13 protein-coding genes are annotated in these 11744 nt (G+C 39.8%); 12 read left to right on the top strand and 1 reads right to left on the bottom strand.

All coding sequences use genetic code 11. The annotated features are described in order from the left end of the window. Positions 1 to 9 precede the first annotated feature (9 nt). From def to spoVM, 10 genes are all read left to right on the top strand, one after another. Positions 10 to 483, top strand: a complete 474-nt coding sequence (gene def / locus ACO1DI_RS05835; RefSeq protein ID WP_013084828.1) for a peptide deformylase — start codon at positions 10 to 12, stop codon at positions 481 to 483. Between the two features lie 10 nt (positions 484 to 493). Further along, positions 494 to 1432, top strand: coding sequence for a methionyl-tRNA formyltransferase (gene fmt, locus ACO1DI_RS05830; RefSeq protein WP_423145162.1), 939 nt, complete (start codon positions 494 to 496; stop codon positions 1430 to 1432). Next, positions 1425 to 2765, top strand: coding sequence for a 16S rRNA (cytosine(967)-C(5))-methyltransferase RsmB (gene rsmB / locus ACO1DI_RS05825; RefSeq protein WP_115654846.1), 1341 nt, complete (start codon positions 1425 to 1427; stop codon positions 2763 to 2765). Before fmt ends, rsmB begins: the two co-directional genes overlap by 8 nt. A 2-nt stretch (positions 2766 to 2767) precedes the next feature. Beyond that, entirely contained in the window at positions 2768 to 3859 is a 1092-nt protein-coding gene (rlmN, locus tag ACO1DI_RS05820) for a 23S rRNA (adenine(2503)-C(2))-methyltransferase RlmN (protein ID WP_014458400.1), read from the top strand. A 4-nt stretch (positions 3860 to 3863) separates the two neighbouring features. Next, positions 3864 to 4607 (top strand): Stp1/IreP family PP2C-type Ser/Thr phosphatase, encoded by a 744-nt coding sequence (locus ACO1DI_RS05815; protein WP_013058919.1) that lies wholly within the window; start codon positions 3864 to 3866, stop codon positions 4605 to 4607. Positions 4608 to 4612: 5 nt separating this feature from the next. After that, on the top strand, positions 4613 to 6658 hold the full coding sequence (pknB, locus tag ACO1DI_RS05810; protein ID WP_209369390.1) for a Stk1 family PASTA domain-containing Ser/Thr kinase: 2046 nt from the start codon (positions 4613 to 4615) through the stop codon (positions 6656 to 6658). A 13-nt stretch (positions 6659 to 6671) separates the two neighbouring features. After that, positions 6672 to 7553 carry a ribosome small subunit-dependent GTPase A gene (gene rsgA, locus ACO1DI_RS05805; RefSeq protein WP_014458403.1) on the top strand — a complete coding sequence of 294 codons (882 nt, stop codon included), beginning with the start codon at positions 6672 to 6674 and terminating at the stop codon, positions 7551 to 7553. A gap of 2 nt (positions 7554 to 7555) precedes the next feature. Beyond that, positions 7556 to 8212: a ribulose-phosphate 3-epimerase gene (rpe, locus tag ACO1DI_RS05800; RefSeq protein WP_140451713.1), complete on the top strand. Its 657-nt coding sequence runs from the start codon at positions 7556 to 7558 to the stop codon at positions 8210 to 8212. A 116-nt stretch (positions 8213 to 8328) separates the two neighbouring features. After that, positions 8329 to 8976 carry a thiamine diphosphokinase gene (locus ACO1DI_RS05795; protein WP_115654843.1) on the top strand — a complete coding sequence of 216 codons (648 nt, stop codon included), beginning with the start codon at positions 8329 to 8331 and terminating at the stop codon, positions 8974 to 8976. 79 nt (positions 8977 to 9055) lie between these two features. Continuing rightward, complete coding sequence (gene spoVM / locus ACO1DI_RS05790; RefSeq protein ID WP_016765421.1) at positions 9056 to 9136, top strand: stage V sporulation protein SpoVM; 81 nt, start codon at positions 9056 to 9058, stop codon at positions 9134 to 9136. A 57-nt stretch (positions 9137 to 9193) separates the two neighbouring features. Here the strand turns inward: spoVM and rpmB are convergent, their stop codons facing one another. Beyond that, positions 9194 to 9382 carry a 50S ribosomal protein L28 gene (rpmB, locus tag ACO1DI_RS05785; RefSeq protein ID WP_013058914.1) on the bottom strand — a complete coding sequence of 63 codons (189 nt, stop codon included), beginning with the start codon at positions 9380 to 9382 and terminating at the stop codon, positions 9194 to 9196. Between the two features lie 314 nt (positions 9383 to 9696). Here rpmB and ACO1DI_RS05780 point away from each other — a divergent pair, with 314 nt between their 5' ends. Then, the gene (locus tag ACO1DI_RS05780) at positions 9697 to 10059 is read left to right on the top strand and encodes an Asp23/Gls24 family envelope stress response protein (RefSeq protein WP_013058913.1); all 363 of its coding nucleotides are present in this window, start codon (positions 9697 to 9699) and stop codon (positions 10057 to 10059) included. Between the two features lie 16 nt (positions 10060 to 10075). Next, entirely contained in the window at positions 10076 to 11743 is a 1668-nt protein-coding gene (locus tag ACO1DI_RS05775; protein WP_014458407.1) for a DAK2 domain-containing protein, read from the top strand. Position 11744 lies beyond the last annotated feature (1 nt).

Genomic DNA, 11744 nt, shown 5'->3' with positions numbered 1-11744 from the left:
GGTGCCTATTTGGCTAAGCTTAAGCTTGTTTACCATCCTAATGAAGTACTTGAACAAGAGTGTGAAGTCGTTAAAAACTTTGATAATAAATTAGCGAAATTACTAAATGGCATGTATGATTTAATGCTTGAAGCAGACGGTGTGGGTCTAGCTGCTCCTCAAGTAGGAGTTCTGCAGCAAGTGGCAGTGGTAGACGTGGACGACCGACACGGTAAAATTGAGTTAATTAATCCGGTAATTATTGAGCAACGAGGCGAACAAATCGGTCCAGAAGGCTGCCTAAGTTTTCCGGGCCTTTTTGGTGACGTGGCTCGAGCTGATTATGTGAAAGTACGTGCGCAAAATCGTAAAGGAAAACCTTATTTTATAGAAGCAAAAGGTTTTTTAGCACGAGCAATTCAACATGAAATTGATCATTTACACGGTGTATTGTTCACGGAAAAAGTAACAAAGTATTACGAAGAGGATGAACTAGAAGGGTAGGTTTTACACGATGAAAGTCGTATTTATGGGAACGCCGGATTTTTCAGTGCCGGTTTTACAAACATTACTTAAAGATGGATATGAAGTGGTCGCAGTGGTTACACAGCCGGACCGACCAAAAGGACGCAAGCGCGTATTAACACCTCCTCCTGTAAAAGTTGAGGCGTTAAAGCATGAAATACCTGTACTGCAGCCAGAAAAGATTCGTTTAGAAGAAGAATATCAGCAAGTGTTAGCGTATGAGCCTGACCTAATTGTAACAGCGGCTTTTGGTCAAATTTTACCAACTCCTATTTTAGAAGCGCCTAAATACGGCTGTATTAACGTGCATGCTTCTCTGTTACCTGAACTGCGCGGAGGCGCGCCGATTCATTATTCAATTCTACAAGGTAAGCCGAAAACTGGTGTTACAATTATGTATATGGTAGAAAAATTAGATGCAGGTGATATCTTAACACAGGTAGAAGTTCCGATTGAAGAACGTGATCACGTTGGCACGCTTCATGATAAACTCAGCGCTGCTGGTGCAAAATTGCTTTCAGAAACTATTCCTTTTCTTGTAAAAGGTGAAATTACGCCGGTGAAACAAAACGATGAGGAAGCGACATTTGCTTCTAACATTAAGCGGGAACAAGAGAAAATTGATTGGGCCCGTACAGGAGAAGAAATTTATAACCATATCCGCGGACTTCATCCTTGGCCCGTTGCTTATACAACAGCAGACGGTCAGGTCATGAAAATTTGGTGGGGAGAGAAAGTATCTGCATCAGGCAAACCGGGTACCGTTTTATCACTTGAAGAGGATGGCTTTATAGTAGCAACTGGAAATGAAACAGCTATTAAAGTGACGGAACTTCAGCCGGCTGGAAAAAAACGTATGGATGCAGCACAGTATTTACGAGGTACATCCGTTGAAGTCGGAACAGTATTAGGGGATGTCAATGAGTAAGTACAACGTTCGAGACATAGCTTTAGATATTTTACTAGCTATTGAAAAAAATCAGGCATTCAGCAACCTATTGTTAAATAACAGCATACAAAAACGTGGTATTCAAGGAAAAGATGCAGGGCTATTAACGGAAATTGTGTATGGAACGATTCAAAGACGCGATACGTTAGATTACGGGTTAGCGCCTTTCTTGAAAAATCCAAAAAAGCTTCAGCCTTGGGTGCGAGTGCTGCTTCGTTTATCTCTTTACCAAATGGTGTATTTAGACCGGGTGCCTGACCGGGCAATCCTTCATGAAGCAGTAGAAATTGCCAAAAAACGCGGTCATAAAGGAATTGCCTCAATGGTAAACGGCGTTTTACGAAATATTCAGCGCAGCGGCACGCCTTCTTTAGAAGAAATACAAAACCCTGTGGAGCGATTGGCGATTGAAACCAGTCACCCATTGTGGCTTGTAAAGCGCTGGGTGGAACAATATGGATTGGACAAAACACGCGGAATCTGTTTAGCTAATTTAATGGCCCCTAAACAAACAGTCCGAGTAAACAGTGCACGCTTTACGCAAAATGAAGTAAAAGAAGCGCTTGAAAAAGAAGGTATTGTTGTAGAACCAGGCCATTTTGTAGAAGAAGCGCTAGAAGTTCAAAAAGGAAATGCAGCTCATACACAAGCATTTCGTGAAGGTATGTTTACCGTTCAAGATGAAAGCTCTATGTTAGTTGCTCATGCGCTCGGTGCAGAGGCAGAAGAGCTAATTTTAGATAGCTGTGCTGCACCGGGAGGAAAATCAACTCATATTGCAGAGCAGCTTAAAAACAGTGGTAAAGTTATTTCCTTGGACATTCATGACCATAAAGTAAAGCTGATTGCCCAGCAGGCAGAGCGTCTGCATCTTACCAATATTGAGCCGACGGTTCAAGACAGCCGCAAAGCAGGCGAACGGTTTGATAAAGAAGTGTTTGACCGCATCTTAGTGGATGCTCCGTGCTCAGGTTTTGGTGTAATGAGACGTAAACCTGATTTGAAATATACAAAAACTGAGCAAGATGTAAAGCAGCTGGCGCGTATTCAACAAGATATTTTAAATGCGGTTGCGCCTTTATTAAAAAAAGGCGGGACCCTTGTATATAGTACATGTACAATTGACCGGGATGAAAATGGGGATGTTGTAGCAGCATTTTTAGCAGATCATGCTGATTTTCAAAAAGATGAAACCCTCGCTGCACGCATGCCGCAAAAGCTTAAACAAAACGTAAAACATGGTGAAATTCAATTGCTGCCAGATGCACAAAGCGATGGGTTTTATATTGCATGTTTACAGAAGAAGGTGTAAAAATGGAAGAAGTAGCTAAAAGAAAAGTAAAAGCAGAAGAAAAAGCGCAAAAACCATCTATTTATTCATTAGAAATGCACGACCTAGAAAATTGGTTAGTAGAACACGGAGATAAGAAGTTCCGTGCTAAACAAATTTTTGACTGGTTATATGTTAAACGCGTAACGGACTTTGACGATATGTCAAACTTATCTAAAGGATTACGCGAACAATTAAAAGACAAATTTGCATTAACGACATTAAAAACAGTTGTTCAGCAAACGTCTGGGGACGGCACGATGAAGTTTTTATTCGAACTCCATGACGGTTATACGATTGAAACGGTGCTTATGCGTCATGAATACGGAAATTCTGTCTGTGTAACAACTCAAGTTGGCTGTCGCATCGGCTGTACATTCTGTGCGTCTACTCTTGGAGGTTTAAAGCGTAACTTAGAAGCTGGAGAAATCGTAGCACAAGTAGTAAAAGTACAAAAAGCGCTAGATGAACAAGGAGAACGCGTGAGCTCTGTCGTAATTATGGGTATTGGGGAGCCATTTGATAACTATGATGAAATGATGCGCTTCTTAAAAACAATTAACAGTGATGATGGATTAAATATTGGTGCACGTCATATCACAGTATCGACAAGTGGGATCATTCCGAAAATCTATAAGTTTGCTGATGAAAAAATGCAAATCAATTTTGCGATTTCACTTCACGCTCCAAACAATGACATCCGCTCACGCTTAATGCCGATTAACCGTGCGTACAAACTTCCTGATTTGATGGAAGCCATTAAATATTATACGGATAAAACGGGAAGACGTATTAGCTTTGAGTATGGTCTATTCGGAGGAGTAAACGATCAAGTAGAGCATGCTGAGGAATTAGCGGATTTGATTAAAGACGTTAAATGTCACGTGAACTTGATTCCGGTAAACTATGTGCCTGAGCGTGATTATGTTCGTACACCGCGTGAACAGATTTTTGCATTTGAACGTACGCTTAAAAAGCGTGGCGTTAACGTGACTATTCGACGTGAGCAAGGTCATGATATTGATGCAGCTTGTGGCCAATTACGTGCGAAGGAGCGTAAAGAAGAGACGAGGTGATTGTATGGCAACTGTCTTCATGACAGACCGTGGGAGAGTTAGACAACACAATGAAGATAACGGAGGGGTATTTTTGAACCAACACAATCAGCTGCTTGCAATTGTGGCTGATGGTATGGGAGGTCATCGAGCTGGCGACGTCGCCAGTGAGATGGCGGTTCAAAAATTGCAAATAGCGTGGGAAGAAGCGGACAAAGTAACGTCTCCTGATGAGGCGACGCAGTGGATTCGTACGCATGTTTCGCAAATTAATCAAGATATTTATCAGTATGCTCAGGAGCATGAAGAGTGTAAAGGGATGGGTACAACAGTTGTACTGGCTTTATGCGCCGATACGTTTTGTGCGATTGGTAATATAGGAGACAGCAGATGCTATATTTCAAATGAATATGGATTTCAACAAGTAACAGAAGATCATTCTCTTGTGAATGAACTCGTAAAAAATGGTCAAATCACAAAAGAAGATGCTGAGCATCATCCACGAAAAAATATCTTATTGCGAGCACTAGGTACCGAAGAAAATGTTAGTTTAGATGTAAAAACAATTGAAGTGGAAAAAGAAGATCGATTATTATTATGTTCAGATGGACTGACAAATAAGGTAACGGAACAAAAGCTGAACGAAACGTTATCAACAAGTTCATCACTTCACGAAAAGGGTACGAGCCTGATTCAATTAGCAAATGAGCTTGGTGGAGAAGACAATATTACACTTGCAATTGTGGACTTTACATCTGAAAGTGGGTGAGAGTGTTGCTAATAGGTAGACGGCTAAACGACCGTTATAAGGTATTGCAAGTAATTGGTGGAGGCGGAATGGCAAACGTCTATTTAGGTCGCGACATGATTTTAGATCGTGATGTGGCAATTAAAGTGCTTCGTTTAGACTTTGCAAGTGACGACGCGTTTATAAAGCGTTTCCATCGAGAAGCACAATCTGCTACGAGTATTGCTCATCCTAATATTGTCAGTATTTATGATGTTGGAGAAGAAGAAGATATTTACTATATCATCATGGAATATGTACCGGGTATGACATTAAAACAATACATTCTGCAAGAATCACCACTATCTCTTGATAAAGCCATACATATTATGACGCAGATTACATCAGCTATTGCCCATGCTCATCAGTACGGAATTATTCACCGGGATATTAAGCCTCAAAATATTTTAATTGATCATGATGATACCATTAAAGTTACTGACTTCGGCATTGCCGTAGCACTAAGTTCTACAACCATTACGCATACTAATTCTGTTTTGGGCTCTGTTCATTATTTATCTCCTGAACAGGCAAGGGGAGGGCTTGCGAATAAGCGTTCTGATATTTATTCGCTTGGCATCGTCCTATTTGAATTGCTAACGGGTCGAGTCCCTTTTTCTGGGGAATCGGCTGTGTCAATTGCATTAAAACATTTACAGACAGAAACACCTTCTCCAAAAAGGTGGAATCCATCTATCCCTCAAAGCGTGGAGAATGTTGTATTAAAAGCAACAACTAAAGATCCATTTTACCGATACAGTTCCGTCGAAGAACTCGAAGCGGATTTACAGTCTGCTGTTCATCCAAATCGTTATAATGAACAAAGGTTTACGGTGCCTGATGATGAAGAAGTGACAAAAGCCATTCCAGTTATTAAAGAGGATTTTGTTGAAACTGAAGAAACGCACGTACCTGTGAGAAAACCACCTCACTTAGAGCGCGAAGAACAAGAGGAAGAAGAGTTAAAGCCGAAGAAAAAAAAGAAGAAAAAGAAAAAAGGTAAAAGCAAGCTGATTGTAACGCTTGTTTTAATTTTTTTGCTGCTGGCAGCTGCTAGCGTAGCCGCCGTTACATTTATTCCGGCTTTATTACTGCCAAAAGACGTAAAGGTTCCTGATTTACATAATCAAGATTATGAATCAGCTGTAACCGATTTAGTTTCTTTAGGCTTTAAAGTGAAGAATCCTAAAGATATATCTGATAATGAGGTGGAAGAAGGCGACGTGGTTAAAACGATGCCAGAAGCGGGAGACGTGATCAAAGAAGGCTCTAACGTCATTATTTATCGAAGTACAGGAAAGAAAAAAGAAGCATTTAACCGGTACATTGGAAGAAGCTTTACGGAAGTAAAAAGTCTGTTAGAAAAGCAGAATTATAAAGATATCCAATCCATCGAAGTTGAAAGCACAGAACCAAAAGGCAATATTACAGATCAGACGCCTAAAGAAACCGAACAAGTCGTGCCGGAAGATACAACGGTTACTCTATGGGTAAGTAAAGGTCCGCCGAAGATTGCATTAAAGGATTTCTCGGGCTGGACGGAAAAAAGCGTAAAAGATTATGCATCAGATGAAGATATTGAAGTGGACGTAAAAACAGCGTATTCCGACACTGTTGAAAAAGGTCTTGTGATGTCTCAAAAGCCGGCAGCGGAGCAGAGTATCGAGCAAGGTGATAAGCTTACCATTACGGTCTCGATGGGCAAAGAGCCAAAGGCTCCTCAAACGGTAGCAGTGGATGTGACTATCCCGTATAAAGAAGAGACTGACACCGAAGCAAGCACGGAACAAGGCGACACAACGGAAACAGGCAATACTACCGAAGCAGAAGAGGAAAAGCCAAAACCACAAAAAGTACAGATCTATATTGAGGATGCAGATAACGATATGTCCGTTCCTGCTAAAGAACTCACGATTACCGAAACGACAAAAGAATCGTTTGATGTTTTAGTTAATGAAAATGAAAAAGCGTCTTATAAAATTGTCCGAGACGGGGAAGTTATTGAAGAAAAAGACGTTGAATATCCAGAGTGATAGGAGTGAGGTTATGCCAGAAGGAAGAATTATTAAATCCCTTAGCGGATTTTATTATGTTCTTCATGACGGACAAGTAACGCAATGTCGAGGACGAGGTGTGTTTCGTAAAAAGAAGGTAACGCCTTTAGTCGGTGACAATGTAGTATTTCAAGCGGAAAATAAGCTTGAAGGATATATACTTGAAATTAAAGAACGTAAAAATGAATTAGTTCGTCCCCCTATTTCAAATGTTGATCAGGCGCTGCTTGTTTTTTCAGCGATTGAACCTGATTTTAGTACAATGCTTCTTGACCGATTTCTAGTGTTAGTGGAGTCTAATCATATTGAACCTATTATTTGTATTTCAAAAGTAGATCTTTTATCACAGCAGCAAAAGCAAGAAATTGAGCAATATGCCGAAGAATATCGTAAAATAGGATATGAGGTCATTTTAACGTCGACAGTCACAGAAAAAGGCATGGAACAAATTCAGCCGTTATTTGAAGATCGCGTAACGGTTATTGCTGGACAATCAGGTGTAGGTAAATCTTCACTGTTAAATACACTTAAACCAGAGCTTGAGTTAAAAACAAATGATATCTCAATGTCACTTGGAAGAGGAAAGCATACAACACGTCATGTTGAACTTATTTCGTTTGGCGAGGGTTTAGTAGCCGATACGCCAGGCTTTAGCTCACTGGAATTTTTAACATTAGAAGTAGAAGAATTAACTGATTGTTTCCCTGAAATGTCGCGTTTGAGTGAACAGTGTAAATTTCGAGGTTGTTTGCATGTGAAAGAACCAAAATGTGCGGTGAAAGAAGCATACGAACAAAAAGAAATTCCGAGTTATCGCTACGAACATTACTTGCACTTTATTGAAGAAATTAAGCAAAGAAAGCCGAGGTATTAAAAATGACAAAAATCGCACCTTCCATTTTATCTGCCAATTTTTCAAAGCTTGCTGAAGAAATTCGTGAAGTTGAAGCAGGTGGCGCAGACTATATCCATATAGACGTTATGGATGGCCATTTTGTTCCTAATATTACAATTGGACCGCTTATCGTTGAGGCTGTACGCCCTGTCACAGCACTGCCATTAGATGTGCATTTGATGATTGAAAATCCAGATCAATATGTTCCAATGTTTGCAAAGGCAGGTGCTGATATTTTAACGGTACATGCTGAAGCATGTACTCATTTGCACCGCACCATTCAATTAATTAAAGAGCACGGCATGAAAGCAGGCGTTGCTTTAAATCCTGCAACGCCAATTGACGTGGTGAAGCATATCTTAGAAGATATCGATCTTATTTTATTAATGACGGTGAACCCAGGTTTTGGAGGACAGAACTTCATTCCAAGTGTACTGCCGAAAATTGAGCAAATCTCTCAGCTTATTGAAATTCGTCACCTTTCTATTGAAGTAGAGGTTGATGGAGGAATTAATGAAGAAACTGCAAGAAAATGTGTGGAAGCAGGAGCAAATGTCTTAGTGGCTGGCTCAGCTATTTATAATCAAGAAGATCGAGCTGGCGCAATTAGTCAAATTCGCACAACTGTTCAAGCGTAAGTAATAAAAGCTGCTGTGTACAACGAGTAGAACTTGTACACAGCAGCTTTTTCTTTTAGGATAAAGAAAACATATTTATTTCGTTCATTTTTTAATAGAAAAGGAGCATATACATAATGAAAATTCATATTCTAGCAGGGGGACCGGATGAACATATGCCGCCCTTGCACCAATCAAATGATGTAAAGTGGGTAGGAGTAGACCGCGGCGTATTCCTTCTTCTTCAACAAGACATTTTGCCCGTGAAAGCATTCGGAGATTTTGATTCCATTACAAATGCGCAGCTTAGACTAGTGAGAGAAGCATTACAAGATGTTGAACTGTATCCTGCGGAAAAAGATGCAACGGATTTGGAACTTGCTTTTGAGTGGGCAATAGAGCAAAAACCGGACAGTATTTCTATCTTTGGAGCAACAGGTGGAAGGCTTGACCACATGTTTGGAAGCATTCAACTCCTGTACAAAGGGTTAAAAAAGAAAGCGAATGTACAAATGATTGACGATCAAAATATCATTCAATTGTTTGAAGCAGGCACTTATCATGTAGATCGTTTAAAGGAGTTTCACTATATTTCATTCGTTCCTTTTGCAGGCGGAGTAAAAGAGCTTACGCTAGAAGGTTTCAAATATCCGCTCAATAAGCATGAAGTAGAACTCGGCTCAACTTTATGTATTAGCAATGAACTTATTCAACAAAGAGGTACTTTTTCATTTACAAAAGGCATATTAATGATGGTAAGAAGCAATGATAAACGTTGCTTGTGATGAAGTATGGAAAATGAGAGCAGAACATAGGGCTTTCTTTAAAAGGAGATAAAGTGTGGAGACGGTTAGGAGGGACAGTATGAAATTCTATACAATTAAACTTCCAAAGTTTTTAGGTGGGATCGTAAAGGTCATGCTTAATTCGTTCAAAAAAGATTAACAACGCCGGAATAATAAAAGAAGCACCATAAAATATGGTGCTTTTTCATTATAAAGATTAAACGCGTTGAACTTTACCAGACTTAAGGGCTCTAGCTGAAACGTACACACGTTTTGGTTTACCGTTCACTAAGATACGTACTTTTTGAACGTTAGCACCCCATTTACGCTTAGTAGCGTTCATTGCGTGAGAACGTGCGTTACCTGAACGAGCTTTTCTACCAGTTACTACACATTTGCGTGCCATGATTTTCCCTCCTAACACCAAAAAAACTACTCAATTCTGTTTTGAGAAATACTATATTAATTTATCACAGCCTTACAGAGAATGCAATAGTTCTGGAGAAAAGCTTTCAAGAAATTTTCCTTGACATATAAAATGAATCTATGTTCAATAATATAGAGAGTAGAAATAGGTATAACTTGGGCTATTACTTATTTTAAGACAAGTTGATACCTAATACTGTCATCTTTAAAAGGGACAAGCTGGACGCCTCTTTTAAAACGAGATTGATTATAGTAGAATATTTATAACCTATGAAAGTAGAAAGGGGAACGAGTATGTCCATCGAAATGAAAACGAAGTATGGTCAAATTGATATCTCTACAGATGTAATTGCAACAATTGCTGGAGGAGCAGCTGTTGATTGTTACGGGATTGTCGGAATGGCTTCAAAAAATCAGCTTAAAGATGGTCTTACAGAAATTCTTCGCAAAGAAAACTTTACACGAGGTATTGTAGTAAGACAAGAAGAGGATGACGTACATATCGACATGTACATTATCGTAAGCTATGGAACAAAAATTTCTGAAATTGCTCATAATGTGCAAACAAAAGTAAAATACACGCTGGAACAAACGGTTGGTTTAACGGTTGATTCAGTAAATATTTATGTGCAGGGTGTTCGTGTAACGAACGTTTAATTAAGGAGGAAGATTCGTGTCAATGACAACGTTGGACGGAAAGCGGTTTAGAGAAATGGTGCTTCAAGGAGCCCAGCATCTATCTAACAATGCAGACTATGTAGATGCACTGAACGTTTTTCCTGTGCCAGATGGCGATACTGGAACAAATATGAACTTATCAATTACGTCTGGTGCTAAAGAAGTAAAAAATAAACTATCTGATCACATCGGCCAAGTGAGTCAAGCTTTGTCTAAGGGCTTATTGATGGGCGCGCGCGGTAATTCAGGAGTTATTTTATCTCAATTATTCCGCGGTTTTGCGAAATCGGTTGAGCAAAAGTCAGCGATTACAACAGTTGAGTTTGCTGAAGCTCTTGAGCTTGGTGTAGAAACTGCTTATAAAGCTGTTATGAAACCAATCGAAGGAACCATTTTAACAGTAGCTAAGGATACTGCTAAAAAAGCAGCTGCTGCTGCTAAAAAGCAATCTGATATGATTCTGTTCATGGAAGAAGTACTTAAGGAAGCTAATGCTTCGTTAAATCGCACGCCAGATCTTTTACCCGTGTTAAAAGAAGTAGGCGTAGTGGATAGCGGAGGTCAAGGGCTTGTTTTAATTTATGAAGGGTTTTTAGCTGAATTAAAAGGTGAAAAACTTCCGGGTGTACCCATGTCAGCTCCTTCGATGAATGAACTCGTAAATGCTGAGCATCATAAGCATGCGCAAAGCCATATGAATACAGAAGATATTGAATTTGGCTATTGTACAGAATTTATGGTAAGGCTGGAAGAGGATAAGCCTGCAGCTAAAACATTTTCTGAAGAAACGTTTCGTCAAGACTTAAGTAAATGGGGCGACTCATTGCTTGTAGTATCTGATGATGAAATCGTGAAAGTTCATATTCACGCCGAGCATCCTGGAGAAGTGTTAAACTACGGGCAGCAATATGGAAGTTTAATTAAAATGAAGATTGAAAACATGAGAGAACAGCATAGCAGCATTGTTTCAGATGAAGAAAAGCCCGCAGTGAAAAAGGCTGAAAAACAGCCGTTTGGCATTGTTACTGTGTCAATGGGAAAAGGAATTGCTGAATTGTTCAAGAGCCTTGGGGCAACGGTTGTCATTGAAGGCGGACAAACAATGAATCCAAGTACGGAGGATATTGTCAAAGCGATTGAAGAAACAAATGCTGAACAGGTACTGATTTTACCTAATAACGGAAATATTGTGATGGCTGCTAACCAAGCGGCTGCTGTTGCCGGCAGTCACGTTTCGGTGGTCCCGTCTAAAACGGTTCCTCAAGGAATGACAGCGCTGCTATCATTTAATCCTCAGCAAAGCTTAAAAGAAAACGAGGAAGGAATGACAGAAGCTCTACAGCACGTGAAAACAGGACAAGTAACGTATGCAGTTCGCGATACGAATATTGATGGTCTTGAATTAGCGAAAGGCGATTTTATGGGTATTGCCGAAAAGAAAATCGTTGTAAAAGATTCAGAGAAATTAGAAGCAGCGAAAAAGCTTTTGACTTATATGATTGATGACGAAGCGGAAATCCTTACGATTCTTCAAGGAGAGGATGTCTCAGACGATGAAGCTGAAGCGCTAACATCGTTTGTAGAAGAAACGTTTGAAGACGTTGAGGTAGAGCTTCATAAAGGAGATCAACCTTTATATTCTTACATTTTTGCAATTGAATAAT

It is taken from the genome of Priestia sp. 40 (assembly GCF_049368575.1).
In the GTDB taxonomy this organism is placed as follows: Bacteria; Bacillota; Bacilli; order Bacillales; family Bacillaceae_H; genus Priestia; species Priestia zanthoxyli.
This window is presented reverse-complemented; position numbering and strand designations above follow the sequence as displayed.

Bases quoted from the DNA above. Each gene is read 5' to 3' on its own strand.
- rpe (WP_140451713.1), top strand. From the start codon at position 7,556: ATGACAAAAATCGCACCTTCCATTTTATCTGCCAATTTTTCAAAGCTT.
- ACO1DI_RS05795 (WP_115654843.1), top strand. From the start codon at position 8,329: ATGAAAATTCATATTCTAGCAGGGGGACCGGATGAACATATGCCGCCC.
- ACO1DI_RS05815 (WP_013058919.1), top strand. From the start codon at position 3,864: ATGGCAACTGTCTTCATGACAGACCGTGGGAGAGTTAGACAACACAAT.
- rlmN (WP_014458400.1), top strand. From the start codon at position 2,768: ATGGAAGAAGTAGCTAAAAGAAAAGTAAAAGCAGAAGAAAAAGCGCAA.
- rsmB (WP_115654846.1), top strand. From the start codon at position 1,425: ATGAGTAAGTACAACGTTCGAGACATAGCTTTAGATATTTTACTAGCT.
- fmt (WP_423145162.1), top strand. From the start codon at position 494: ATGAAAGTCGTATTTATGGGAACGCCGGATTTTTCAGTGCCGGTTTTA.
- rpmB (WP_013058914.1), bottom strand. From the start codon at position 9,382: ATGGCACGCAAATGTGTAGTAACTGGTAGAAAAGCTCGTTCAGGTAAC.
- ACO1DI_RS05780 (WP_013058913.1), top strand. From the start codon at position 9,697: ATGTCCATCGAAATGAAAACGAAGTATGGTCAAATTGATATCTCTACA.
- rsgA (WP_014458403.1), top strand. From the start codon at position 6,672: ATGCCAGAAGGAAGAATTATTAAATCCCTTAGCGGATTTTATTATGTT.
- spoVM (WP_016765421.1), top strand. From the start codon at position 9,056: ATGAAATTCTATACAATTAAACTTCCAAAGTTTTTAGGTGGGATCGTA.